We start from the raw sequence: 25,829 nt of genomic DNA on the forward strand, positions 1-25,829 counted from the left end.
CGGCCGCCAACCCCGTCCAGATCAGCAGCCGCCGACCTTGTCCAGATCAGCAGCCGCCGAGGCCATTCGGACCAGCAGCCCATCGAGCCCGTTCGGACCAGCGGCCGCCGAGCGCTTTCGAATCGTCAACCGACGAGTGCCGCCGAATCAGCGACCGCCGAGGGCGTCCGCAGCGAGTAGGGCGTCGAGCACCATCGGCGCGTCCACCGTGAACGGCTCGTTGTGGATCGTCTCGCCCGGGGCGGTGGCGCGAGTCGCTATGGCGGACAGGGTTTCCCGGTCGGCGTCGGCGAGGCCGAGGTCGGCGAGGGAGGTCGGCAAGCCGACGTGGTCGCAGAAATCCAGTACGGTGTCGATCTCGTTGGCAGGCGCGCCTTCCAGCACCAGTTGGGTGAGTACGCCGAAGGCGACCTTCTCGCCGTGCAGGTACGGGTGGGTCTGCGGTGCGGCGGTGAGTCCGTTGTGCACCGCGTGCGCGGCCGCGAGGCCGGAGGATTCGAAGCCGAGGCCGGAGAGCAAGGTGTTGGCCTCGACGATGCGTTCCAGCGCCGGGGTGACGGTCTTTGTGTGCACCGCGGCCAACGCCTGCGGTCCGTCGGAGAGCAAAGTGCGGTAACACAATTCGGCGAGCGAACCGGCACTGCGGGTGGACGCGCCGCCGCGCATGTTGCGCACGTGTCCGGCGAGGCAGGTGCGCGCCTCGAACCAGGTGGCGAGCGCGTCGCCCATACCAGCGACGAGCAGCCGCGCGGGAGCCTGCGCGATGGCGGAGGTATCCACCAGCACAAGTGCGGGATTGCGGCGCACCAGCTGATACGCCTCGAATTCCCCTGCGTCCGTGTAGATCACCGACAGCGCGCTGCACGGCGCGTCACTCGACGCGGTGGTCGGACAGCTGATCATCGGCAGCCCCAGATCGTCGGCCACCGCCCGCGCCGAATCGATCACCTTCCCGCCACCGGCGCCGAGCACCGCCGCACTGCCACCGGCCCGCACGGCGTCGGTGATCCGCGCGATCTCCGCCCTGCTGCACTCCCCGCCGGAGGGATGCACCGAATACTCGATCTTCGCCTCCCCCAACGACCGCTCCCACGTCGCGGACAGCAACCGCCGCGCACTGCTCCCCGCGACGATCAACACCGGCCCCTCGATCCCCAACCGGCGCAACTCCTCCCCCAACGCCGCCGTGGCATCGCGCCCCTGCACATAGTGACCAGGCGACGAGAACACACTCAGCATCCGACACCTCCCGCTCGAGGGGCACCGGCGCACCCCAACCAGCCGCCATCGACCCGCCCAACGCTACGCGCCGAGCCCCCGCCCCACCGCGAATTCAGCCGCGCGCGGTGCTCAGTTCAGCGCCTCAGAACCTGGGCAGGAACGCCACCGCGGGCGCGTCCGGGCGGCGAACCGCCGATTCGGACCGAACCAGTTCCTCAGCGCGGCCAGAAGTGGCGCCAGTCGGCGGGCGTCAGGGCGGTGCGGGTGCCACGGGCGGATTCGGCGGCGTCTTCCGCATTGCGAATGGTGGCGGCGAAGGCGAGGGTGGCTTTGCGGAGCCGTTCTTCGGCGCTGTCGGGGCCGCCGAGGTGGACAACGCGCAGGTCGGCGGGGATCAGGTCGTCGGGAAGGCCCGCGCGGGTGCTGCGGGAGACGATCTTCTCGGCGAGGGCGAGGGCGGGCTGGGCCATCGCGATACCGTCGAGGCAGGAGCGGCGCGCCTTCTCGGCGGACTTGCGTTCCTCCCAGGCGCGTTCCTGGGCGGCGATCTTCTCCTCGACGGTGGCGTCGGGCGCGATGCCGGCATCGATCAGGTGCGGGCTGCGGTTGACGAGCTTGGCGACCAAGGCCGCCGCGACGTCGTCGACGGTGAATTCGCCTGCGGCTTCGGCGATCCGGGAGTGGAAGAGCACCTGGAGCAGCAGGTCGCCGAGTTCTTCCTTGATGGTGTCGGCGTCCTCGTGCTGGATGGCGTCGAGCAGTTCGTAGGTTTCTTCCAGCAGGTAGGGACGCAGCGAGTCGTGGGTCTGGGTGACCTCCCAGCCGCCGAAGTGCCACAGCCGGTCCATGACCTCGACGGCCCCGGTCAAACCCGCGGCCACCAGCGCAACGTCGGCCCCTGGCTGCGCACCACATGTCCCCGATTCGGCGCGGCCCGCCACAGCGGATTCCTCGACTCCGGCCGATGACGCGCCCCGGCTCCCCGAACCAGCGCGGCCCGCCACAGCGGGTTCCTCGTCGCTGGCCGATGACGCGCTCGGGCTTCCCGATGTGCCGTTGCGCGAGGCGGAACCCTCGGATCGCCCTGAACCACCTCCCGCGGCACCGTCCGGAGTACTCATCGAGCCGCCGTCGCCTCGGTGTCCACCGTGAGATCCACTGCCCCCTGGGCCTTTCCGTCCAGCGCGAGCAGCAGATCGGCGACGAACTGCAACAGCCGCACGTCGCGCACCCGCTCCGCGCCGACACTGTCCTCGACCCTGGGCAGCGGCAGCTGCACGACACCGCTCGCCGCCTTGTAGCCCGCGCTCGGATAGAGCCGCTTCAACCGCAACTGCTTGGAGTCGGGCAGGTTCAGCAGCGGCGAGACTTTCAAAGTCGTTCCGGTGACGGCGATCTCGGTCACACCGTATTCCCGCGCGACCAAACGCAGCTTCGCCACCGACACCAGACGCCCCACCTCGACAGGCAGCGGGCCGTAACGGTCGACCAGCTCCTCCACCACCGCGGCGAGAGCCGGATCGTCTTGGGCGGCAGCCAGTTTGCGGTACGCCTCCAAGCGCAGCCGATCGCTGGCGATGTAGTCGGGCGGGATGTGCGCGTCGACGGGCAGGTCGATGCGCACTTCCTTGACCTCTTCGGTGGTGATCGGCTTGCCGTCCGCGGCGGCGCGATACGCCTCCACAGCCTCGCCGACCAGGCGCACGTACAGGTCGAAGCCGACGCCCGCGACGTGACCCGACTGTTCGGCGCCGAGCACGTTACCCGCGCCGCGAATCTCCAGGTCCTTCATCGCCACCGCCATGCCCGCGCCGAGATCGGAGTTCTGCGCGATGGTGGCCAGCCGGTCGTAGGCGGTCTCGGTGAGCGGCTTCTCCGGCGGATACAGGAAGTAGGCGTAGCCGCGCTCCCGGCTGCGCCCGACGCGACCGCGCAACTGGTGCAGCTGCGAAAGACCAAGGGCGTCGGCGCGTTCCACGATCAGGGTGTTGGCGTTGGAGATGTCCAGGCCGGTCTCGATGATGGTGGTGCAGACCAGCACGTCGAACTCGCGCTGCCAGAAGCCCTGCACGGTCTGCTCGAGCATGTCCTCGTTCATCTGACCGTGCGCGACCACCACCCGCGCCTCGGGCACCAGATCGCGAATCCGCTTGGCCGCCTTGTCGATCGAGGACACTCGGTTGTGCACGTAGAACACCTGGCCGTCGCGCAGCAGCTCGCGCCGGATGGCGGCGGTGACCTGCTTGTCGTTGTAGCCGCCCACGTAGGTGAGCACCGGGTGTCGTTCCTCGGGCGGGGTGAGGATGGTCGACATCTCGCGGATGCCCGCCAGGCTCATCTCCAGGGTGCGCGGGATCGGGGTCGCCGACATGGTCAGCACGTCGACGTGCGTGCGCAGCGCCTTGATGTGCTCCTTGTGCTCGACGCCGAAGCGCTGCTCCTCGTCGACCACCACCAGGCCGAGATCCTTCCACCGCACGCCCGTCTGGAGCAGGCGGTGGGTGCCGACCACGATGTCGACCGCGCCGTCGGCCATGCCCTCGAGCACCGCCCGCGATTCGGCCGGATCGGTGAACCGGGACAGGCCCTTCACGGTGACCGGGAATCCGGCGACGCGCTCGGTGAACGTCTGCAGGTGCTGCTGGGCGAGCAGCGTCGTCGGCACCAGCACGACCACCTGCTTGCCGTCCTGTACCGCCTTGAACGCCGCGCGCACCGCGATCTCGGTCTTGCCGTAGCCGACGTCGCCGCACACCACCCGGTCCATCGGAACCGGCTTCTCCATATCCGACTTGACCTCGGCGATGGCGGTCATCTGGTCGACGGTCTCGGTGAACGCGAACGCGTCCTCCATCTCCTGCTGCCACGGCGTATCCGGCCCGAACGCGTGACCCGGCGCCGCCTGCCGCGCGGCGTAGAGCTGCACCAGCTCGCCCGCGATCTCGCGAACGGCCTTGCGCGCCTTGCGTTTCGTGTTCGCCCAGTCGGAGCCGCCCAGCTTGGACAGGCTCGGCATCTCGCCACCGACGTAGCGGGACAGTTGATCCAGCGACTCCATCGGCACGAACAGCCGGTCGCCTGGCTGGCCGCGCTTGCTCGGCGCGTACTCGATGACCAGGTACTCCCGGCGCGCGCCGCCGACGGTGCGCTCGATCATCTCCACGAACCGGCCGATGCCGTGCTGATCGTGCACCACCATGTCGCCCGCGGTGAGGGCTAGCGGGTCCACCTGGTTGCGCCGTTTGGCGGGCAGCCGCTTGCCCTCGGCGGGCGCGGTGACGCGGTTACCGGTCAGATCGGACTCGGCGACCACGACCAGCCCGGCGCCGTCGAACACGAGACCGTCGTGCAGGGAGCCGCACAGCACGCCGACCACGCCCGGGTTGGGTTCGGCGCCCGCGTCCAGCGCCGCAGCGGGCACCTCCGCGTCGGCCAGTCGCTCGAGCACGCGCTGCGCGGTGCCGTGACCGGCCACGACGACAACGGCGCGACCACCGGTGGCCACGTGCGCGCGCAACGAGGCGAAGATCGTGGCGACCAGCTGGTCGGAGCCGCGTGCCGCGGGACCGGCCAGCACCGGAAGCACGACCTCGGCCGGATCGCCCGACTCCAGGGGGCTCAGGCTCCACCACGGCAGCCCGTGCCGGTCGGCGCTCTCGTGGATCACCGGCAGCGCGCGGTACGAGGAGGCCGCCAGATCGAGGCCGTTCCCGCCGAGCGGCGCGGCGCCGCCGAAGGAGGCCGCCGTCCAGGACGCCTCCAGGAACTCCTCGCCGGTACGCACCAGGTCGGCGGCGCGGGTGCGGATCTTCTCCGGATCGCACAGCAGCACGTGCGTGCCCTCGGCGAGCTGTTCGGTCAGCAGCCGCAGCTCACCGGGCTGCAACACCGGAAGCAGCGCCTCCATGCCGTCCACCGGGATGCCCTCGGCCAGCTTCTCCAGCATCTCCACCAGCGCGGCGTCGGCGGCGTTCGCCTCGGCGACCTCCGCCGCCCGCGCCCGCACCTCGGGGGTGAGCAGCAGCTCGCGACAGGGCGGCGCGACGACGACGTCCACCTCGAGTTCGCCGATCGACCGCTGATCGGCGACCGCGAACGGCCGCAGCTCGGTCACCTCGTCGCCCCAGAACTCGACGCGCACCGGATGGTCGGCGGTCGGCGGGAACAGATCGAGGATGCCGCCGCGCACCGCGAACTCCCCGCGCTTGCCCACCATGTCCACCCGGGTATAGGCGAATTCCACCAGGCGAACGAGCAATTCGTCGAAATCGAACTCCGCGCCGACCCGCAGCACGATCGGCTCGATGTCGCCGAGACCGGCCGCCATCGGCTGCATCAGCGAACGCACGGTCGTCACCACCACGCGCAGCGGCTCCGGGAACACCGAATCGTCGGGATGCGCGAGCCTGCGCAGCACCTCCAGCCTGCGCCCGACCGTGTCGGCGCCCGGCGACAGCCGCTCGTGCGGCAGGGTCTCCCAGGAGGGGAACTGCGCGACCGTCTCGCCCAGCATCTCCTGCAACTCGACGGTCAGATCGTCGGCTTCGCGGCCGGTCGCGGTCACCACGACCAGCGGACGCTTGGCCGCCACCGTCGCCGCGACGAACGGCCGCACCGCCGACGGCGCCACCAACTCGACCGACGAGTTCCCGATCAGCTCGGTGACCGTGCGCAGCGCGGCATCCGCCCCGGCCGCCGCGACCAGTCCTGCCAGTGGTGGACGGTGGGTGGACATCGACAACTCCTGAGCTCAAGCGGGCGTTTCGAGCGGCGAACCGAGTCTATTGGCGCGCCGACACGCGCAAGTTCGCAGGGGTTCCATTCCGGACGCGGGCCACGTTGACCACCCTCGCGATCACGGGACAGACCACCCGCGAGGGATTGTCCCAGGATCGGTGGGCCGGCCCCTGCCGGTCGTCCGACAGCACCTCGCCCAGCCATCACCTCTACGTCGGACGAGGGTCAGGCGGCGTGGCGGATGAAGCTGACCGCCAGTTGCTCGCCTTAGAACGCGAGGTTCAGTTCGGCTTCCAGAGCGATGGACAGGCGGTGCAGCAGGGGCAGTGTAAGGGTCACGTCGCCGCATTCCATGCGAAGCCAATCACGGTCATACCTTGGCGCAGGCGGTCATTGGCTTTCAGGAGCGCCGAATATGTTGCGCTACGCCGCTTCCCGCCCCTACGGCACGTAGCGGCGCAACCGTCGCGCGGCGAATTCGCGGAAGTACGAGAGCTTTTCCGTCGGGACGATGGACGGCAGCAGGAAGTACCAGGCACGTTCCATGCGGGTGGCCATCTGGTCGATCGACTCGGTCCCGACCGCGACGATGTGCACGCCCGCGGTGACCTCCTGCAGCAGCAGGCCGACGATCTCGGGATCCAGGTCGGATTCCAGATCGCCTTGGGCGATGGCACGTTCGGCCAGGAGGCGATAGGTATCGCCCCAGGTCTTGGCGATGTTGTCGCCCTGAGCGCCGCGGTAGTCGCCGATCTGGTGGGTGAGCTTGAGCATGGCGCCGACCATCGGGTCGTTCATCGACAGGTCGGCCACCACATAGGTGATGCCGATGCACGCCTCCAGCGCGGGCACCCGCGGATCGAAGAAGCCCTGGCACGAGCTGATCAATCTCTCGTTGCCCTGATCGACGACGGCGCGCGCCAGTTCTTCCTTCGAACCGAAGTGAAAGTACAAGGCGCCCTTGGTCACGTTGGACTGCGCGATGATCTCGCTCAGGCTCGCGTTCGCATATCCCAAGCGCAGAAAGACATCGGCAGCGCCCGCAAGGACGGAATCGCGGGTGATCTCCGCGCGCGCTTGCCTAGCCATCAGATCCGCCTGTCATCCCTAAAACCAGCCATCCTGAAGTAGACCGACATCCCGAAGTAAGACCGACATACCGCCCGAACAGCACCCAGAGGATGGGTGAACCGTACCACCAGGTGGGCGCACGACAGTCAATTCGAGCATTCGGCCGAGCCTCCATCGCAATTCGCTGGTTAACCACCGGTCAATCCGACGTGCCCGCGCGCCATTCCGAAACCAGCCGCGGATCGGCCTCCAAGTGGCTCAGGCCGTTCCAACAGAGATTCACCAGATGCGCTGCCACAACCTCTTTGGGTGGTTCCCGCACGTCCAGCCACCACGTCGCGGCTGTGGAGACCATACCCACCAACCCCTGCGCGTAGAGAGTCGCCAGGCTCGTGTCGAAATCGCGCCGCTCGAAATCACCGGCGAGGATGTGCGCGACCTGGTTGACCGCCTCGTTGAGCAGGCTGGAGTAGCGACCGTCGTCGGTGGTCGCGACCTGGTCGCGCACCAGGATCCGGAACCCGTCGGTGCGCTCCTCGATATAGGTGAGCAGCGCGAGCGCGACCTGCTCGAGCCGCACCCGCGAACGGTTCTGCGTGAGCGAGGACGTGATCATGTCCAGCAGCATCGACATCTCGCGGTCGACGACCACCGCGTAGAGCCCCTCTTTGCCGCCGAAGTGTTCGTACACCACAGGTTTGGAGACCTGGGCGCGCTGCGCGATCTCCTCGATCGAGGTCGCGTCGTACCCGCGTTCCGCGAACAGCGCCCGGCCGATCTCGATCAACTGCTGGCGCCGTTGGGTTCCCGTCATCCGCGGCCGAGACACGCTGTTCCGCCTCTCCGTGTCATGTCGCCGGTCCTGAGCGCCTCGCCGGTTCCGCACCGAGCCACCGAGCGGGCCGTGCTCGGGTCCGGGCGTTCCGGGCGAGTTGTCCATGTTCTTGCGAAATCAGTCGTTGTGTCGGGGCGTCCGGCAGATACCTCGCCCTCGGGCAGAACCTTACCGTCAAACGGCAACTGTTCCAGACAGCGGAGTCCCCCGGGGCCGGCGAACGTGCTAACGCGCGCGTGGGACGGGATCGGTTCGACGTGAGACGGGTCTTCGTGCGAGGATTCAACCCGTGCCGAGGCACAGCGGCGGTTCCGTTGATCCGCCGGTGTGGCGATCCGCCGTAGTGTAATGGCAGCACCTCTGATTTTGGTTCAGATAGTTCAGGTTCGAGTCCTGGCGGCGGAGCACACCGGCACGGTGACTATCGTTGGCCCCGCACATCGCTGACCAAGCACTCATAGCCAGCACGATGACAGGCAGCCGAGGGAGATCCATGCCACAGCAGACCGCCGTCGTCGTTCTCGCCGCCGGAGCCGGGACGCGAATGCGGTCGAAGACCCCCAAAGTTCTGCATTCGCTGGCCGGCCGAAGCATGCTCGCGCACGCGCTGCATGCGGCGAACGAGATCGACCCCGCGCACCTCATCACGGTGGTGGGCCACGACAGAGAGCAAGTCGGCGCCGCGGTCGCCGAAGTGGCCGCCGAACTCGGCCGCGACATCACCCCGGCTCTGCAGGAGGAGCAGCTCGGCACCGGCCATGCCGTCCAGTGCGCGCTGCGCTCGCTGCCCGAGGACTTCACCGGCGATCTGCTGGTCACCTCCGCCGACGTGCCGCTGCTCGACGGACACACGCTGGCCGCGCTGCTCGACGAGCACCGCAGCTACACCGAGCGCTCCGCGGTCACCGTCCTGACCTTCGTCCCGGACGACCCGAACGGCTACGGCCGGATCATCCGGGACAAGGACGGTCAGGTCGTCGAGATCGTCGAGCACGCCGACGCCACCCCCGAGCAGGCCGCGATCAACGAGGTCAACTCCGGCGTGTACGCGTTCGACGCCGCCGTGCTGCGCACGATGATCGGCAGGCTGTCCACCGCCAACGCGCAGCACGAGCTGTATCTCACCGACGTGCTGCGCCTGGCCCGCGAGGCCGGGCATCCGGTGCACGGCGCCCGCCTGGTCGACGCGGCCAAGGTCACCGGCGTCAACGATCGGGTGCAGCTCTCGCAAGCCGCCCGAACCCTGAACCGCTACATCCTGGAACGCCACATGCGGGCCGGTGTCACCATCATGGATCCGGCCACCACCTGGGTGGACGCGAGCGTGCGGATCGGCAGGGACGCGGTGCTGCGGCCCGGCGTGCAGCTGCTCGGCGCGACGGTCATCGGCGAGGACGCCGAGATCGGGCCGGACAGCACGCTGACCGACGTGCTGGTCGGCGACGGCGCGAAGGTGGTGCGCACGCACGGCGAGCAGTCCACCGTCGGACCGGGCGCGGCCATCGGACCGTTCAGCTACCTGCGACCGGGCACCGTGGTCGGCGATTCCGGCAAGCTCGGCGCCTTCGTCGAGATCAAGAACGCCACCATCGGCGCGCACTCCAAGGTGCCGCACCTCACCTACGTCGGTGACGCGACGATCGGCGAACACAGCAACATCGGCGCTTCCAGCGTCTTCGTCAACTACGACGGCGTGCGCAAGCATCACACCGTGGTCGGCTCGCATGTCCGCACCGGCAGCGACACCATGTTCGTCGCACCGGTGACCGTGGGTGACGGCGCGTATACGGCGGCGGGTACTGTACTGCGCAGAAACGTTCCACCGGGGGCGCTCGCGGTGTCGGGTGGAGCACAGCGCAATATTGAGAACTGGGTGCAGCGGTACCGGCCGGGGACCGCGGCGGCGATCGCGGCGGCGGCAGCCATCGCGGCCGACGAGATGTCGGGTCAGGCAATCGAGCAAAAGGATGGCAAACAGCAGTGACCGCGTCATGGATCGATAACCAGAAGAACCTGATGCTCTTCGCGGGACGCTCCCATCCTGAGCTGGCCGAGCAGGTCGCCAAGGAACTCGACGTCCATGTCACGCCCCAGATCGCGCGCGACTTCGCCAACGGTGAGACCTTCGTTCGCTTCGAGGAATCCGTCCGCGGTTCGGACGCCTTCGTGCTGCAGAGCTTCCCGGCGCCGGTGAACCAGTGGCTGATGGAACAGCTCATCATGATCGACGCGCTCAAGCGCGGTTCGGCCAAGCGGATCACCGCGGTGCTGCCGTTCTACCCGTACGCGCGGCAGGACAAGAAGCACCGCGGCCGTGAGCCGATCTCGGCCCGCCTGGTCGCCGACATGCTGAAGACCGCGGGCGCCGACCGCATCATCACCGTCGACCTGCATACCGATCAGATCCAGGGCTTTTTCGACGGCCCGGTCGACCACATGCACGCGCTGTTCCAGCTCTCCGAGCACGTGCGCGCCAACTACAGCCTGGAGAACATCACCGTCGTCTCGCCCGACGCGGGCCGCGTGAAGGTCGCCGAGAAGTGGGCCGACGCGCTGGACGGCGCGCCGGTGGCGTTCATCCACAAGACCCGCGATCCGCTGGTCCCGAACCAGGTGAAGTCGCATCGTCCGGTCGGTGACGTCGACGGCCGCACCTGCATCCTGATCGACGACATGATCGACACCGGTGGCACCATCGCCGAGGCCGTGCGCGTGCTGCGCGAGGCGGGCGCGGGCGACGTCGTCATCGCGGCGACGCACGGCGTGCTCTCCAACCCGGCCGCCGAGCGTCTCGCCGCCTGCGGCGCGCGCGAGGTCGTGGTGACCAACACCCTGCCGATCACCGAGGACAAGAAGTTCCCGCAGCTGACGGTGCTGTCCATCGCGCCGCTGCTGGCCCGCACGATACGCGAGGTCTTCGAGAACGGTTCGGTCACCGGCCTGTTCAACGGCAACGCGTGACGCTTCCCTAGCAACACAGCGGCCCGGGCTTCGCGCCCGGGCCGCTGTCGTTTCGTCGGCCGGGTACGCGTCCTGCGCGTTCGCTCCGGCCTTGCGCGGGCTACTGACGGCCCCCGTCCGGCAGCGTCCTCCGGGTGTACCGCCGCATTCGCTCCGGCCGCGCGCGAGGCCGCCCACGGACTATGTCCGGTAGCGCCTGCAAGCCCGCGCTGGAGTTGGCCGGGCGAACGTGATACCCATGTGGGGCAATCGAACACGTAGAGGGGGGCGCCGCCATGACCACGCCGCAGGAACCGCGACCTGGCATCGACATCGGCAAGTCGGGGGCGCAGGACGACCGCCGGACGGCGGAGACCCAGGTGTACCAGCCGCCGAGCACGGCGCCGGAGACGCAGGTCTACCAGCCCGGGCAGGCGCACGGTTCCGGCACCGCGCCGGAAACGCAGGTATACCAACCCGGTTCGCCCAGTCTCCCGGAAGCGCCGGTCTATCAGCCGCCGGAGCCGCCCGCGGCCCCGCAGTATCCGGCCGGTGGCGTGTACGGGTATCCGCCGCTCGACGGCGCTCCGGCGGGCACGCCGGCCGGGGGCTACCCGCAGCAGCCGAGTCCGTACGACGCGCCGCCCGCCTACCCCGCCGCGCCCGCCTACCCGCCCGCGTACCCGGCGGCGCCCGCTCACCCTGCCGCGCCGGGCTATCCGCCCGCATCGGGCTATCCGGCCGCGCCGGGTTACCCTGCCGCACCGGGTTATCCGGCGGCGCCGGGCTACCCTGCCGCGCCCGGCGGCGGCTACTCGCCGTACCCGGCCGGACCCTACCGGCCGACTCAGACGCAGACGCTGTCGATCATCAGCTTCGTCTGCCTCGGCCTCAGCGTGCTGGGTGTCGGTTTCTGCTTCTTCCCCATCCTGCTCACCGGACCCGCGGGCATCATCCTCGGTTTCGTCGGGCACACCAAGAACGAATCGCTCGGCAAATGGGCGGCCATCGCCAACGCCGTGGTGTTGGTGCTGGCGGTCCTGCTGGTCGTCTTCGCCTTCGGAATAGCGAGCTACTCGTATTAGTCACGGACTCGACGGATCCGCGAATTCGCGGCGTCGAGTTACCCCCGTCCCGGCATCGGCGGGACGATACTGGGACCCATGAACCGTGACCCGCTGGACATGGACATGGGAGACGACGAGCAGGAAGACGAGATCCGCGAGTACGAGCGCTACATCGAGAATCCGCCGGAGAACCTCACCATCCGCGATCGGGAGAGCGAGGACGACGGCAGGCTCGGCATCGGCGAGGACTTGGACGAGCGCTGGACCCGGCGCGGCCAGCGCGCCGAGGACGTGGACGACTCGACCCTGCCCGCCGAAGAGGCGGCGATGGGAATCATCGACGAATCCGACTTGGAACGTTAAAGCTCGAACCACGTGGTACCCGGGGGTTGCTAGGCGCATACGACCAGGAGGCCGCTGATGAGCACACCCAAGAATCCCGACGAGTCGTCCGGGGACAAACCGCTGACCGGCAGCGCACCGCAGTCGGGGCAGGAATCGGGGGCGTCGCTGTCGAAGAAGCCGGAAGAACCCGAGCCGACGGGCACCGAATGGGCGACTCCCGCGTCCGCACAGCCGGTCCCGGGCGAGTCGACGCAGCCGCCGTCGGTCTCCGGTGGGACCGAGGCGGCGAGCGAACCCTCGGCGACCTCGGGCGGTGGGCCGTCCTCGGCGTCCGGTAGCGCGACGGAACCGCCGGTGACCGGCTCGGCGCCGCAGTCGACCGGGCCGGAGGGATGGAATCAGCCGGGGGCGGGTCAGCCCGAGTATCCGTTCGGCGGGCAGCCAGGCTACCCCGGTGCGGGGCCGGCCAGCTATCCCTCGAGCGAGCAGCCCGGCGCACCGGGACAGCCCGGCTATGCGACGGGTGGGCAATACGGCTATCCCGGCGGCGAGAAGCCGGGCGAGCAGTCGTATCCCGGCGGCCAATACCCCGGCGGACAGGGTTATCCGCCCGGAGGCCCGTCCTCGTACTCCACTTCCGATCAGGCCGACTACCCGGCGGCGCAGCCTTATGGACAGCCGCAGCATGGCGGCGCGTATCCGCAAGGCCAAGGCGGCTATCCCTCCTATCCGCAGCAGGGCCAGCCCTTCGGCGCCGAGCAGCCGAGGAAGCCGGGCACCCAGACGATGTCGATCATCGGTTTCGTCTGCGCGGCGCTCGCGCTGTTCCTGTGCCCGATCCTGTTCGGCCCCGCGGGCATCGTGTTCGGCATCCTCGGCCACAACAAGGGCGAGCCGCTCGGCCGGTGGGCCGCCATCGCCGCGGGCGTGGCGCTGATCGTCGGGCTCATCCTCAGTTTCGCGGTACTCAACACCGATTTCGTCCCCGACCAGAATTGAGTCGGTGGCCCGCCGTAAGTTCTCGGTCATGAGTGGTTTCGGTGGATTTCCGTTGGCCGGACTCGATTTCTACGAGGACTTGGAGGCCGACAACTCCAAGGCGTTCTGGAACGCGCACAAGTCGGTGTACGAGGACGCGGTGAAAGCGCCGATGGTCGCGCTGACCGCGGAGCTGGAAGCCGACTTCGGCACCGCGAAGATCTTCCGTCCCTATCGCGACGTGCGCTTCGCCAAGGACAAGTCCCCGTACAAGACGGCGCAGGGCGCGGTGGTCGGCACCGCGCCGGGCGTCGGCTGGTACGTGCAGATCAGCGCCGCCGGGCTGTTCGTCGGCGGCGGCTTCTACTCCGGGACACCCGCCCAGGTCGCCCAGCTGCGCGCCACGATCGATGACGACGTGCGCGGCCCGGAGCTCGAGAAGATCCTCGCGAAGCTGACCAAGGCGGGGTTCACCATCGGCGGCGACAAGCTGAAGACCAAGCCCAAGGGCTACGAGGCCGACCACCCGCGCATCGACTTGCTACGACACAAATCCCTGACCGCGAGCCGCCAGTTCGGTGCGCCCGAATGGCTGGAGACGCCACGCGCCGCCAAGGAGGTCCGCAAGGCCTGGGAGACGATGCGCCCGTTCATCGATCGACTGACCTCGATCGTCGGACCGGCCAACGCGTAGGTGGAGTCCTGCACCGCCGAGCGCGGTACGACGCTCACCGCCCGGCAGACGTGCAGTCGGCACTGCCGGGCGAGGCACGGCGCGAGGAGGCCTTCGAGGACCTCCCACCGCTAGATCCGCGCGGCGAGCACCAAGGCGAAGCGATTGTCGTCGTCGGTCCACACCCGCTCGGTGCGGAAACCAGCGGCGGCGAGTTCGTCATCCAGCCCGTCGACGCGGAACTTCGCGGAGATCTCCGTGCGCAACTGCTCGCCGCGCGCGAAGTGCACCGTGAGGTCGAGGTCGGCGACGGTGACCGTCATGTCCTCGGTCGCCGCGAGGCGCATCTCGATCCACTCGCGCTCGGCGTCCCACAGCGCGACGTGCGCGAACTTCTCCGGATCGAAGTCCGCCCGCAGGCGATGGTTGAGCACGTGCAGGACGTTCCGGTTGAACTCCGCGGTGACCCCGGCCGCGTCGTCGTAGGCGGGGACGAGCACGTCCGGATCGATGACCAGCCCGGCGCCGAGCAACAGCCGCTCGCCCGGCTCTAGCACCTCCCGGATGCCCGCGAGGAATTCGGCGCGCTCGTCGGGCACCAGATTGCCGATGGTGCCGCCGAGGAAGGCGATCATCCGGCGGCCGCCGCGCGGGAGGTTCCGCAGAGTGTCGGTGAAATCGCTGACCACGCCGTGCACGCCGAGCGCGGGGAACTCCGCGGCGACCTGCTCGGCCGCCGCCCGCAGCGCCGCCGACGAGACGTCCTGCGGCACATAGGTCTTCAGCGGACCTTCGGCGGTCAGCGCGGAGAGCAGCAGGCGGGTCTTGTGCGCCGAGCCCGCGCCGAGTTCGACGAGGACCTCGGCTTGCGCGATCCGCGCGATCTCGCCGACCACCCGCTCCAGCAGGGCGCGTTCGGTGCGCGTCGGGTAGTACTCGGGCAGTTCGGTGATGCGCTCGAACAATTCGCTGCCACGGGCGTCGTAGAACCACTTGGGCGGCAACCACTTCGGGTCGGCGGTGAGCCCGCGCCTGGCGTCGGTCCGCAGTGCCGTCGTGAGATCCTCGTCGGAGAGATGGACTTCCAGCGTCGGTGCGGTCATGGCGTGGACCTTTCGGTATCGGGCGGGATCAGCTCCTCGATCGAGAGCACCCCGGGCCTGGCTATCACCAGCTTCCGGTCGGGAATCGGCTGCCAGCGCGGATCGTCGTCGTACGGTTCTGAGGAGAGGATGGCGACGTCGTCGGTGACGAGCGCGGACAGCGCGTGGTGCACCGTGGTGGCCCACACCTGTTCGCCGTCGCCGATCAGCAGGTTGAGCCGGGCCGTCGGCATGTGCCGGAGCACGGCGTCGACAAGCAGACGCAACGCGGTCGCCGGGGTTTTCGCGTAGTCGGCGGATTCGGTGGAGCGCAACAGGTCTCGCAGCAGCACCCACAGGGCCGCGGAGTCGGTCGCCGCTTCGGCCTCGAGCAGCCGGGCGGTCTCGAAGAGGCGGGTCGCGCCCGCGCGGGTCGCGGCCACGTCGAGGTCCGAGGTGACCGCGGTGAGCACCCGTCGCCACTCCGGTATCGCGCCGTTGTGGCTGAAGGCCCAGCGTCCATCGATGAAGGGCGCGCACGCGGCCCGTTCGACGGGCATCCCGACTGTGGCCGAGCGGATCGAGCCGAGCACCGCGCCCGAAACCAGCTGGGGCAGCACCTCTTCCACCGCCGGATCGGTCCAGATGGGGTCGGGATTGCGATAGCGGCTCACCTCGGGTGCGCCGCCCGCGCCGTTTCGCCACCACGCGACACCGAAACCGTCGGCGTTGATGGTGCCGCCGCCGCGCATCTCCTTCGGCGCCCACGCCTGCGTGCGCAGGGAATGCGTTCCGCGCGTCAACAATTCGCCGACCGCCGCCGGCGGGCCGACGTAACCCAGGTGCCGGCACATCAGATTTCGTCCCGCCCCAGGTCGCGGGCGAGGCGGAAACCGGAGAAGATCTGGCGGCGGATCGGGTGGTCCCAGTTGCGGAAGGTGCCGCGGCAGGCCACCGGATCGGTGCCGAACGAACCTCCGCGCAGCACGCGATAGTCACCGCCGAAGAACACCTCGGAGTACTCCTTGTACGGGAACGCGCGGAAGCCGGGGTAGGCCTCGAAGCCCGACGACGTCCACTCCCAGACATCGCCGATCAGCTGGTGCACACCCGCGGGCGACGCGCCCGCCGGGTACGCGCCGACCTCGGCCGGTTCGAGATGGCGTTGTCCGAGATTGGCTGTGGCGGAGTCGGGTTCGGCATCGCCCCACGGGTAGCGGCGTTCGGCGCCGGTGTCCGGGTCGTACCGTGCGGCCTTCTCCCACTCGGCTTCGGTGGGCAGTCGCTTGCCCGCCCAGTTGGCGTAGGCCTCGGCCTCGAACCAGCAGACGTGCAGCACCGGCTGGCGCGGACGCAGCGGGGTCATCACGCCGAAGACCCGCCGCCACCAGTGTCCGGCCGGATCGCGGTCCCAGAACTGCGGCGCCACCAGCCCCGCTGCGGTGCGGTGCGCCCAGCCGCGCTCGGACCACAGTTCGGGGCGTTCGTAGCCGCCGTCCTCGACGAAGGCCAGGTACTGCTCGTTGGTGACCGGCGCGGCGTCGATCGCGAAGGCGGGCAGATGAACCCGGTGCGCGGGGCGTTCGTTGTCCAGCGCCCACGGATCGGTGGAAGTGCCCATGGTGAACTCGCCCGCCGGGATGATCACCTCGCCGGAGGCCGGGATCGCCGCGGCGGGCGCGCTCGGCGCGGCGAGCACCGCGGCGCCTGTGCGCAACTGGTGGGTGGCCAGCATGGTCTCGTCGTGCTGCTGCTCGTGCTGGGCGATCATGCCGAACGCGAAACCGCCGTCTACCAAGGGGTTTCCGCGCAACGCGCTGCTGTCGAGCACGTCGAGCACCTTGTCGCGAACGGTGCCGACGTAGCCGCGCGCCTCGGTGGGATCGAGCAGCGGCAGCCCGGGGCGATTGGACCGCGCGTGTTTGAAGGCGTCGTAGAGTTCATCGATGTCGGCTCGGACGGGATCGCGTCCGCCCACGTCGCGCACCAGCCACAACTCCTCCTGGTTGCCGATGTGCGCGAGGTCCCAGACCAGCGGGCTCATCAGACGGGAATGCTGGGCGACGAGTTCGGCCTCGTCCACGACGTCGGTCAGGCCGTGCGTCCTGGTGCGCGCGGTGGTGAGCACCTCGGCGATCCGCTCACGGAGCCGCTCGGTGCCGGAATGGTCGGTGGGGGCGAAAGTTGTCACGGTAACGCTCTCCGGGCGGTAGTCGTGCGGCGGGACGTGCCGCGTCCTCGTCGAATGATGCTGTGCGCGTGTCTGATTCGCGCTGTCACGACGCGGCCTCCACCCGGGTGTCGGCTGGAGTGCGGCCGCCGCGACATCGTTGCGAAGCGTCGTCCAGTTCGCGGGCCGCCGACGGCGTGCGGGCGTGCGCGGCGGCGAGGTCGAGCAGGTCGACGGCGGCCTTCCTGATCTCCGTGTCCACGAGGCCGTAGCGGGCCGCCTGCAACCACCGGCCCGCGACGGGCGCGGCGAGCGCGGTCGCCTCGGCGACCACGGCGGGCGCGGACAGCAGCGCGTCGAACGCGTGGACCGGGACCGTCCAGGTGTCGCCCGGCTGCGCGTCCAGATAGCGGACCTCCAGGTGGCCCGAGGCTCGGACCTGCGGGAACAAGGTCGTCAGGTGGTAGTCGAGGTCGGCGGTGTCGGGGCGGCGGCCGATCTCGTCGTCCAGCGCGCCGGACAGCCAGTCGGCGAAGGTCGCGCCCGGCGGGGCCGTCCACCCGGCGCCATTGCCGTCCGAGGGCGCGTCGGGTCTTCGGACGCACAGCAGCGGCACGTCCAGCGCCCAGCGGGCGTAGGCGGTCACCGGGTCGGACCATTCCTGCACCGGCGGGCGGGTCCTTGCGTTGTCGAGGCGCAGCCAGGCGCGCATCCGCTGGGAGGCCCACGCGCCTTCGGGCGCGCCGCGGAGCGCGGGCGAACAGGCGAAGGCGGCGACCAGGGCCGGACCCATGGCGTACAACGCGGTCCACCTGGCGGTGACCTCGGCGCGGTCGGCGCCCGCGTCGACGCTGACCTGGGTGGCCGCGGTATTGCACATCATCAGCTTGCCGAAGGGGCCGATTCCGCCGAAGGACTGCTCCATGGCGCGGTAGCGGGGCAACTGCAACACCCGCTTCGGGCGGCGGTCGGCATCGGCGGAGAGGGAAAGTGTTCGGATGCACCGGGTTTCGAGCAGCTCGCGCAGCAGGCGGGCGTCGCCGATCAGACGCTCGCACAGCTCGGCGGCGGTGGCATACGGTGCGCTGGAGAGTTCGATTTGACCGCCGGGTTCGAGGGTGACCCGGCTGCCCCCTGGCAACGGAAGCGCCGGAGAATCGGGGGCGATGGATCGCGGTGCGTGCGGTCCGAGCGCGGCTGCGAAGGCAGACAGCTGCGGGCGGGGGGCCGCGGCGGACCCGGACGCCGAACACTCACCCTGCACGGTGAGCCACTCGAGCTCGGCGCCGATCAGCGTCGGTGGCCCCAGCTTGAAGCAGACGCCGCCGACGTAGGCCTCGGCGACCGCGCGCGAGGACAGCTCGCCGGGCTCGATGGCTTGCCTGGCCGATTCCGGATGTTCGAGCGTGATCGCCATGCCAACCTCCACCTGAGTTCGTGCGCGGGGCCGGACATCCGTCCGAACACCATGATCGTTGTTCGTGTCGCTGTCTCCGCGCCCGAACACCGATCCGAACGCGCTCTCACCGTGGTTCCGTTCAAACCAGGGTAGCCACGGATACCGACAAATATCCGTCCAGCGGTCGAACAGACGGTCCGACCTGGGGCGCTGCCGAGCGCCTGCGCGGGGACTTCGGTACCGATAATGTCGTCGGCATGCTGGACGAGACGCGGGTACGCGAAGACACACCGGGCTGCCGGTCCGATTCCGGGCTGGTCTTCCTCGACAGCGCGGGTTCCTCGCTCCCGCCCGAGATCGTTCTGGACACCGTCGTCGACCACCTGCGCAGGGAGGCCGAGATCGGCGGCTACCGCGCCGCCAACGAACGCCTCGACGACCTCGCCGCGGTCAAGACCGCGATCGGCGCGCTGATCAACGCCGACCCGAGCGCCATCGCCCTCAGCGACAGCGCGACGCGCTCCTGGGCCGACTTCTTCTATTCCGTCCCGCTCGGACCGGGCGACCGCGTGCTCATCTCGGGTTCGGACTACGCCAGCAACGCCATCGCGGCGATCCAGCGGGCCCGCGCGGTCGGCGCCACGGTCGAGCAGATCCCCAACGACGGCAGCGGACAGCTCGATCTGGACGCGATGGCCGAGATGGTCGACGAACGGGTCGAGCTGGTGTCGGTGTTGCACGCGCCGACCAACGGCGGGCTGGTGAATCCAGCCGCCGAGGCGACCAGAATCGCGCACTCGGTGGGAGCGCTGGTGTTGCTCGACGCCTGCCAGTCGGCGGGCCAGATCCCGATCGACGTGGCCGAGCTCGGCGTCGACGCGCTCTCGGTCACCGGGCGCAAGTGGCTGCGCGGGCCGCGCGGCACCGGATTCCTCTATGTGCGACCGGAATTGGCCGCCACGATGGAACCGCAGCGACTGGACCTGCACAGCGCGGAGTGGACCGGTCCCGAGGAGTACCGGCTCGCGCCGGACGCCAGCCGCTTCGAGTTCTGGGAGTGCGACGTGGCCGCTCGGCTCGGGCTCGGCGCGGCCGTTCGATACCTGCTCGACCTCGGGCCGGAGGATGTCTACGCGGCGATCGGCGCGCGGGCGGAGTACCTGCGCAAGGCGCTGCCCGAGATCGACGGAGTCACCGTGCGCGACAATGGCGTTCGGCACAGCGGCATCGTCTCGTTCACGGTCGACGGCGTGTCCCCCGCCGAGGTGCGCGACCGGCTCGCGGCCCAGAACATCACGGTGACGGTCAGTCACGCCAGTTCCACCCTGCTGGACATGACCGCGCGCGGGCTGGACTCGGTGGTGCGCGCGTCGCCGCATTGCTTCGTCTCCTTCGAGGAACTCGATCGGTTCGTGGCCGCCGTCGCCGCCCTCTGATGTCGCAGCGCGAGCTCGTCGTCCTCGGCACCGCCAGTCAGGTGCCGACCAAACACCGCAATCACAACGGTTATCTGCTGCGCTGGGGTGCGGAGGGTGTGCTGTTCGATCCCGGCGAGGGGACCCAGCGGCAGATGGCGTTCGCCGGGCTGGCGGCGGGCGACATCACGCGCATCGCGGTCACGCACTTCCACGGCGATCACTGCCTCGGGCTGCCCGGCATCGTGCAGCGGATCAATCTCGATCGGGTCGCGCACCCCGTGGACGTGTACTACCCCGCGTCCGGCGAGGTGTATTTCGAGCGGTTGTGCAATGCGACGGCGTTCTACCGGACCGTCGAGCTGCGGGCGCGGCCGATCGCGGGGCCCGGTGCGTTGCCCGCGCCCGACGCGCCGTTCGGGATCGAAGCGGTGCCGCTGTCGCATCCGGTCGAGGCGTTCGGCTACCGGCTGACCGAGCCTTCCGGGCATCGGATGCTGCCGGAACGGCTGCGTGCCCGCGGCGTGCGCGGACCTGATGTCGGTCGGCTGCAACGGGAGGGTTCACTCGTCGTCGACGGCGTGACCGTCACGGTCGACGAAGTCAGCGAACCACGGCCAGGGCAGAGTTTCGCCTTCGTCATGGACACCCGCCTGTGCGCGGGCGTGCACCAATTGGCTTCCGGCGTGGACGTTCTGGTGATCGAGGCGACCTTCCTCGACGCCGACGCCCACCTCGCCGACGAATACGGCCACCTCACCGCGGGCCAAGCCGCCCGCGTCGCCGCCGAAGCCGGCGCCCACACCCTCGTCCTCACCCATTTCTCCCAGCGCTACCGCACCCTCGACGGCCACCGCGCCGAAGCCGAGAAGTATTTCACCGGCGAGCTTTTCATCGCCGAAGACCTCGCCCGCATCCCCTTCCCCCCGCGCCGCTGATCCACGAACAGATCGTCGGTGTCCGCGACCACCGCCCGGGGCAGCCAGCATCGCCGGGATAAATCTGGGGGGCTACTCCGCGAAGAGTTCCTCAGCCGAAGCAACGGTTACCGCGCGCCGCACCCACTCGGCCAGGACGTCGGTATCGGTGCACGCCGTAATCCGATCGCGGGCCTCGTCGGAAACGGGGATGCCACGCGCATCCAGCACCGTGAGCAGGGCGCGAACTTCACCCTCCGCTTCGCCCTTCTTGTGGCCTTCCGCTTCGCCCCTCTTCTTGCCCTGCGCGAAATACCGGCGGGCGAAGTCACTCTGGTACTCGTAATTGCGGAGCGTGGAGGTCATCAGCGTCTCCCAAACGGATCGGGCGGCTCGAGGCAGCCTCGTCAGGATGAAGTCATAGTACAGGTCGGCCCGGTCCTCCTCGAAGGTGTCGAGCGCCGCCAGAGCGGCCGCGAACACCTTTGCGTTGTCCGGGTGCGTGTGGTGCGACGCAGCCGACAGCACCGCGAGTTCCGGCAGAGTATTGGCGGTTTCTAGGTCGGTGACCACCGGAACGGCGGACGGATCGAGCACCAGCGGCACCAGCCGGGCGTACGGGTGGCCGTACCCGAAATCGATCGGCTTCGCCGCCCAACGCGCGGTCCGCTTATCGGGGCACAGCACCAGCAGGACAGTCGGGCACTTCCACCGCGCCCGCAACGCGGCGACGTACACCGGCCACGACCATCGCTTGTCCGGATCTGGGCGTAGTTGGACCTCCACGACCACCGCCAGCACCGGCCCCTCGGCGGCGTGCAGCACCGCCACCGAATCCGCGTGGTACTCGGTCGGTGCCAGAATCGGCAGGTCACCGGACAGGTTCTCGATTTTGTCGAACTCGGGCAGCTGCCAGCCGAGCGCTGCCAGCAACGGCGGGATCATGTCCGGTCGGCTCCGGAACATATCGATGATCAGCTCATGCTGCTGCGATGGCATGCGCGGCACAGTACCGACGTCGACCGACAGAACCAGATCCCGTCGGCGTGCCGTGCGACGACTCGCCGCGGAGGTGAAAGTTGTTCAAGGAAGGTATATTTGGAGGATTTGGTCGACGAGGGTCGGGTCGTCGGCGGTGGGGGCGATGAGGGTGAGGCTCTGGTTGGCGCGGAGGGTGGCGAGGCCGTGTAGGGCGGTCCAGAGGAGGAGGGGGCGGTCGGGGGCCGTGGGGCTTGCCTGGCTGACGAGGTCGGCGAAGCGGCCGAAGAGCGGGAGGGTGGTGGCGCGGAGGTTGGCGCCGGAGCCCTCGAGCAGGTCGTGGCGGAACATGAGGGTGAACATCTGCGGGCGGGTGGCCGCGAAGTCGACATAGCCGATGGCCATGCGGCGCAGGCGATCTCGGGACGGGGCGCCGGCGTCGTCGGTCGCGGCGAAGCGCGCGGCGAGATCGGCGAAGCCGCGCGCCGCGATGGCCGCGAGCAGCGCCCTGTGGGTGGGGAAATGCCGACGCGGCGCGCCGTGCGAGACGCCCGCGGCGCGAGTGATCGCGCGCAGCCCGAGCCGATCCGGACCTTCCTGTTCCAGCAGTTCGACGCCGACGGCGATCAGTCGTTCGCTCAGGGGTTCGTTCCCGGTCACGCAGACATTGTGCACGCCGATCGGTCGGCCGACGAACGCAGGGTAGACAATGTCTACGCACTCCGGTAGACATTGTCTACACGTTTGTCGACGGAAGGTTCCCCGTGTGGTATCGCCTGTTCAAGCACGTCCTGCTCGGTCCGCTGCTGCGGATCATCGGCCGACCCGAGGTGGTCGGCCTGGAGCACGTGCCGCGCAGCGGGCCGGTGATCATCGCCGCCAACCACCTGGCCGTCATCGACTCGCTGTACCTGGCGCTCGTCCTGCCGCGCCGGGTCACCTTCCTGGCCAAGCAGGAGTACTTCACGGGCACCGGGTGGAAGGGGCGCTTCAACCGGTGGTTCTTCTCCGCCGCGGGCCAAGTGCCGGTCGACCGGACCGGCGGCACCGCGGCCGCTGACGCCTTGGCGGCCGCGACCCGAATCCTGGAGGCGGGCGGCGTCTGGGCAATCCACCCGGAGGGCACCCGATCGCCGGACGGCCGGGTCTATCGCGGGCGCACCGGCGCGCTGCGGGTCGCCATCGCGACCGGCGCCCCGGTGGTCCCCGTGGTGTTGTCCGGGACCGACCGGGTCAATCCGCGGGGCAGCCGGATGTGGCGATTCGCCAAGGTGCGCGTCCACTTCGGCGCGCCGCGCTACTACCCGCCCGCCGAGGCGCGGGCGGACGCGCGCACCGAGACCGACGCGCTGATGCGGGAGCTGGCGCGGCGATCCGGTCGGCAGTACGTCGACTCCTATGCGGCCACGTTCCACGGCACGACCGCGCGCCGGTCGTCCGCACGAGCGGACTTGAGGTCTCGCGACCACCACTGATCGGTCTGTACCGACGATCCGGCAGGAGCCCAGGGGTTAACGTCGCGGCGATTCGGCGGGATAGTGGGAGGAGGCCGGATGCTCGGTCGAGCTGTGACGAGGAGATCGACAAATGAGCAGGTTCACCGATGAGATGTACGCGACGGGGAGGTCCTCCGGACGCGGCCTGGTGACCGGGGAGCCGGGCGCTCCGCTGCGGCAGACCTGGAGCGAGGTCCATCGAATCGCGCGCCGGATGGCGGGCGGACTCGCGGAGGCGGGCATCGATTACGGCGACGCGGTGGGCGTGCTCGCGGGCATGCCGGTCGACATCGCACCGGCGTGCCAGGCGATCTGGATGCGCGGCGCGTCCATCACCATGCTGCACCAGCCGACTCCGCGGACCGACCTCGCGGTGTGGGCCCGCGACACCGAGACCGTGCTCGGCATGATCGAGGCGCGCGCGGTGGTGCTCGGCGCGCCGTTCGAGGCGGCGGAACCGCTGCTGCGTGAGCGCGGCATCACCGTCGTGCGGATCGACCAGTTGGCGGAGGGCCCCGAGATCGAACCGGTGACGACCACCGAATCCGATGTGGCCCTTCAGCAATTGACCTCCGGCTCCACCGGATCGCCGAAGGCGGTGCGGATCACGCACGGCAACTTCTACGTCAACGCCTACGCGATGTTCGATCGGGTGAAGTTCCAGCTCGACAACGATGTGATGATCAGCTGGCTGCCGCTGTTCCACGACATGGGCATGGTCGGATTCCTCAGCGTCCCCATGCAATTCGGCGCCGAGGTGGTGTGCGTGACGCCGCTCGACTTCCTGACGCGGCCGCTGCTGTGGGCCGAGCTGATCGACAAGTACCGCGGAACCGTCACCGCCGCACCGAATTTCGCGTATTCCTTGCTGGCCCGCAGGCTGCGGCAGGCCGAGGACGGCGCGCTCGACCTGAGCAGCGTCCGGTACATGTGGAACGGGGCCGAACCGGTGGACCCCGACACCATGGACACGCTGGCCGAGGCCGGAAAGCGCTTCGGGCTCAACCCGATGGCGCTCACCCCGGTGTACGGCATGGCCGAGACGACGCTGGCCGTTTCCGTCCCGGACCCCGGCCTCGGCCAAGTGCTCGACGTCATCGACGCCGATCTGCTGGAGGCGCTCGGCAAGGCGGTTCCGGTGCCGGAGCAGCACATCGGCCACGCCAACGTGCGCCGCCTGCCGACCCTCGGCTACCTGGTCGATCACCTGGAGGGCCGGGTGGTGGACGGCGAACGCCAACCGCTGCCGACCCGCTCGGTCGGCGTCATCGAATTGCGTGGTCCCGCGGTGACTTCCGGATACGTGACGGTCGACGGCTTCCGTCCGGCCCAGGACGCGGACGGCTGGCTCGACACCGGCGATATCGGTTACTTCACCGAAGACGGCCTGGTGGTGGTCTGCGGCCGCAAGAAGGACGTCATCATCATGGGCGGGCGCAATATCTTCCCGACCGACATCGAGCGCGCCGCCATGCGGGTGCCTGGCGTGCGCCCCGGCAATGCGGTCGCGGTCCGGCTGGACGCGGGACAGAAGCGCGAGAGTTTCGCCGTGGTCGTCGAATCCAACGACCACCAGAATCCGGCCGAGGTCAAGCGCATCGAGCACGACATCGTGCACGCGGTCTTCTCCGAGGTCGGCGTCCGCCCGCGCACTGTGGCCGTACTCGGCCCCGGCGCCCTGCCGAAGACCTCGTCGGGCAAACTGCGCCGCTCCGCCACGGCGATTCATTTGCACTGAACGCGCCAGAGACACCCTCTCGTGCCTCGGGCGGAGGTCGACGCCGCGGATCTTCCGAATCAGCACCGTGCGCCGCACCGAGCCCGGCACGCCACTCAGCTGCACGCGGTGTGGCACGGCGGTTCCGCACGATCGCGGGCAGCGACCAGGAAAGCCCTGTGCCTCAGTGCAATTGGTTCTGCGCCGTCTCCAGCCCGACGCGCAGCAACAGCTCGACCGCGTCGGCGGCCTGCTCGACGATCACCGGCACTTCCTTGCGCTCGGGCGCCGAGAACGGCTTGAGCACGAAATCGGCCGGGTCCTGCCTGCCGGGCGGCCGCCCGATGCCGATTCGGGTGCGCACGTAATCCTTGGTGGTCAGCGCGCTGGAGATGGATCGGAGGCCGTTGTGACCACCCTCCCCGCCGCCGCGCTTGAGCTTGACCGCGCCGAAGGGCAGATCCAGTTCGTCGTGCACGACGATCACCTCGGTGGGCGGGACCGAGAAGAACCTGGCGAGCGCGGCCACCGGCCTGCCGGAGAGATTCATGTAGGACCGCGGCTTGGCGATCAGGACCTGGCGACCGTCGAGGCGGGCCTGCAGCAGGTCGGCTCCGGACTTCTTGTGCACGGCGAAACGGCCGCCGACGCGCTCGGCGAGCACGTCGGCGACCAGGAAACCGACATTGTGCCGGGTGCGCTCGTACTCCGGACCCGGATTGCCAAGTCCGATGACGAGCGCGGGCCCGGTCGTGGATTCGGTCATCTACGAACCGGTTCCGGGCGTC

At 69.4% G+C, this 25,829-nt stretch carries 22 protein-coding genes and 1 tRNA gene; 11 read left to right on the forward strand and 12 right to left on the reverse strand.

Annotated elements, in window-relative coordinates; translation table 11 throughout:
* Nucleotides 1-147: 147 nt before the first annotated feature.
* The 5 genes from ABZV58_RS22070 to ABZV58_RS22090 all read right to left on the reverse strand — a co-directional run bounded on the left by ABZV58_RS22070 (nt 148) and on the right by ABZV58_RS22090 (nt 7,843).
* Nucleotides 148-1,239, reverse strand: coding sequence for a glycerol dehydrogenase (locus ABZV58_RS22070; protein ID WP_355002023.1), 1,092 nt, complete (start codon nt 1,237-1,239; stop codon nt 148-150).
* Between the two features lie 197 nt (nt 1,240-1,436).
* Complete coding sequence (locus tag ABZV58_RS22075) at nt 1,437-2,069, reverse strand: MazG family protein (RefSeq protein WP_355002222.1); 633 nt, start codon at nt 2,067-2,069, stop codon at nt 1,437-1,439.
* Between the two features lie 269 nt (nt 2,070-2,338).
* Complete coding sequence (gene mfd, locus ABZV58_RS22080; RefSeq protein WP_355002024.1) at nt 2,339-5,956, reverse strand: transcription-repair coupling factor; 3,618 nt, start codon at nt 5,954-5,956, stop codon at nt 2,339-2,341.
* A gap of 443 nt (nt 5,957-6,399) precedes the next feature.
* Nucleotides 6,400-7,047, reverse strand: a complete 648-nt coding sequence (locus ABZV58_RS22085; RefSeq protein WP_355002025.1) for a TetR/AcrR family transcriptional regulator — start codon at nt 7,045-7,047, stop codon at nt 6,400-6,402.
* A gap of 181 nt (nt 7,048-7,228) precedes the next feature.
* Nucleotides 7,229-7,843 carry a TetR/AcrR family transcriptional regulator gene (locus ABZV58_RS22090; RefSeq protein ID WP_355002026.1) on the reverse strand — a complete coding sequence of 205 codons (615 nt, stop codon included), beginning with the start codon at nt 7,841-7,843 and terminating at the stop codon, nt 7,229-7,231.
* Between the two features lie 355 nt (nt 7,844-8,198).
* Between ABZV58_RS22090 and ABZV58_RS22095 the strand changes: the two genes are divergently transcribed.
* The 7 genes from ABZV58_RS22095 to ABZV58_RS22125 all read left to right on the forward strand — a co-directional run bounded on the left by ABZV58_RS22095 (nt 8,199) and on the right by ABZV58_RS22125 (nt 13,888).
* A tRNA-Gln gene (locus tag ABZV58_RS22095) sits at nt 8,199-8,269 on the forward strand.
* A gap of 88 nt (nt 8,270-8,357) precedes the next feature.
* The gene (glmU, locus tag ABZV58_RS22100) at nt 8,358-9,848 is read left to right on the forward strand and encodes a bifunctional UDP-N-acetylglucosamine diphosphorylase/glucosamine-1-phosphate N-acetyltransferase GlmU (protein WP_355002027.1); all 1,491 of its coding nucleotides are present in this window, start codon (nt 8,358-8,360) and stop codon (nt 9,846-9,848) included.
* On the forward strand, nt 9,845-10,825 hold the full coding sequence (locus tag ABZV58_RS22105; RefSeq protein ID WP_067784493.1) for a ribose-phosphate diphosphokinase: 981 nt from the start codon (nt 9,845-9,847) through the stop codon (nt 10,823-10,825). The genes glmU and ABZV58_RS22105 overlap by 4 nt, the downstream gene beginning before the upstream one ends.
* Nucleotides 10,826-11,100: 275 nt before the next feature.
* Nucleotides 11,101-11,889 carry a hypothetical protein gene (locus ABZV58_RS22110; RefSeq protein WP_355002028.1) on the forward strand — a complete coding sequence of 263 codons (789 nt, stop codon included), beginning with the start codon at nt 11,101-11,103 and terminating at the stop codon, nt 11,887-11,889.
* Nucleotides 11,890-11,967: 78 nt separating this feature from the next.
* Nucleotides 11,968-12,234: a hypothetical protein gene (locus tag ABZV58_RS22115; RefSeq protein ID WP_355002029.1), complete on the forward strand. Its 267-nt coding sequence runs from the start codon at nt 11,968-11,970 to the stop codon at nt 12,232-12,234.
* A 57-nt stretch (nt 12,235-12,291) separates the two neighbouring features.
* Nucleotides 12,292-13,215, forward strand: a complete 924-nt coding sequence (locus ABZV58_RS22120) for a hypothetical protein (RefSeq protein WP_355002030.1) — start codon at nt 12,292-12,294, stop codon at nt 13,213-13,215.
* A 28-nt stretch (nt 13,216-13,243) separates the two neighbouring features.
* A complete protein-coding gene (locus ABZV58_RS22125; RefSeq protein WP_355002031.1) occupies nt 13,244-13,888 on the forward strand; it encodes a DUF2461 domain-containing protein in 645 nt (214 codons plus the stop codon).
* A gap of 110 nt (nt 13,889-13,998) precedes the next feature.
* On the opposite strand, the gene egtD is transcribed toward ABZV58_RS22125, so the two are convergent.
* The 4 genes from egtD to egtA form a co-directional block, all read right to left on the reverse strand.
* The gene (gene egtD / locus ABZV58_RS22130) at nt 13,999-14,970 is read right to left on the reverse strand and encodes an L-histidine N(alpha)-methyltransferase (protein ID WP_355002032.1); all 972 of its coding nucleotides are present in this window, start codon (nt 14,968-14,970) and stop codon (nt 13,999-14,001) included.
* Entirely contained in the window at nt 14,967-15,803 is an 837-nt protein-coding gene (gene egtC, locus ABZV58_RS22135; RefSeq protein ID WP_355002033.1) for an ergothioneine biosynthesis protein EgtC, read from the reverse strand. Before egtC ends, egtD begins: the two co-directional genes overlap by 4 nt.
* The gene (gene egtB / locus ABZV58_RS22140; protein ID WP_355002034.1) at nt 15,803-17,140 is read right to left on the reverse strand and encodes an ergothioneine biosynthesis protein EgtB; all 1,338 of its coding nucleotides are present in this window, start codon (nt 17,138-17,140) and stop codon (nt 15,803-15,805) included. Before egtB ends, egtC begins: the two co-directional genes overlap by 1 nt.
* Before the next feature lie 85 nt (nt 17,141-17,225).
* Complete coding sequence (egtA, locus tag ABZV58_RS22145; RefSeq protein ID WP_355002035.1) at nt 17,226-18,536, reverse strand: ergothioneine biosynthesis glutamate--cysteine ligase EgtA; 1,311 nt, start codon at nt 18,534-18,536, stop codon at nt 17,226-17,228.
* 239 nt (nt 18,537-18,775) lie between these two features.
* On the opposite strand from egtA, the gene ABZV58_RS22150 reads away from it, so the two are divergent.
* Both ABZV58_RS22150 and ABZV58_RS22155 read left to right on the forward strand, forming a co-directional pair.
* A complete protein-coding gene (locus tag ABZV58_RS22150; protein ID WP_355002036.1) occupies nt 18,776-19,954 on the forward strand; it encodes an aminotransferase class V-fold PLP-dependent enzyme in 1,179 nt (392 codons plus the stop codon).
* Nucleotides 19,954-20,871, forward strand: coding sequence for a ribonuclease Z (locus ABZV58_RS22155; protein ID WP_355002037.1), 918 nt, complete (start codon nt 19,954-19,956; stop codon nt 20,869-20,871). The genes ABZV58_RS22150 and ABZV58_RS22155 overlap by 1 nt, the downstream gene beginning before the upstream one ends.
* Nucleotides 20,872-20,943: 72 nt before the next feature.
* Here the strand turns inward: ABZV58_RS22155 and ABZV58_RS22160 are convergent, their stop codons facing one another.
* Both ABZV58_RS22160 and ABZV58_RS22165 read right to left on the reverse strand, forming a co-directional pair.
* Nucleotides 20,944-21,849, reverse strand: a complete 906-nt coding sequence (locus ABZV58_RS22160; RefSeq protein WP_355002038.1) for a hypothetical protein — start codon at nt 21,847-21,849, stop codon at nt 20,944-20,946.
* A gap of 84 nt (nt 21,850-21,933) precedes the next feature.
* A complete protein-coding gene (locus ABZV58_RS22165; RefSeq protein ID WP_355002039.1) occupies nt 21,934-22,488 on the reverse strand; it encodes a TetR/AcrR family transcriptional regulator in 555 nt (184 codons plus the stop codon).
* A gap of 104 nt (nt 22,489-22,592) precedes the next feature.
* Here ABZV58_RS22165 and ABZV58_RS22170 point away from each other — a divergent pair, with 104 nt between their 5' ends.
* Together ABZV58_RS22170 and ABZV58_RS22175 are read left to right on the forward strand one after the other, a co-directional pair.
* Complete coding sequence (locus tag ABZV58_RS22170; RefSeq protein WP_355002040.1) at nt 22,593-23,303, forward strand: lysophospholipid acyltransferase family protein; 711 nt, start codon at nt 22,593-22,595, stop codon at nt 23,301-23,303.
* A gap of 112 nt (nt 23,304-23,415) precedes the next feature.
* Nucleotides 23,416-25,062 carry a fatty acyl-AMP ligase gene (locus ABZV58_RS22175; protein WP_355002041.1) on the forward strand — a complete coding sequence of 549 codons (1,647 nt, stop codon included), beginning with the start codon at nt 23,416-23,418 and terminating at the stop codon, nt 25,060-25,062.
* 163 nt (nt 25,063-25,225) lie between these two features.
* Here ABZV58_RS22175 and pth read toward each other — a convergent pair whose 3' ends face one another.
* Nucleotides 25,226-25,807 (reverse strand): aminoacyl-tRNA hydrolase, encoded by a 582-nt coding sequence (gene pth / locus ABZV58_RS22180; RefSeq protein ID WP_355002042.1) that lies wholly within the window; start codon nt 25,805-25,807, stop codon nt 25,226-25,228.
* Nucleotides 25,808-25,829 lie beyond the last annotated feature (22 nt).

The sequence above is a fragment of the Nocardia sp. NPDC004654 genome (assembly GCF_040609595.1).
Taxonomy (GTDB): domain Bacteria; phylum Actinomycetota; class Actinomycetes; order Mycobacteriales; family Mycobacteriaceae; genus Nocardia.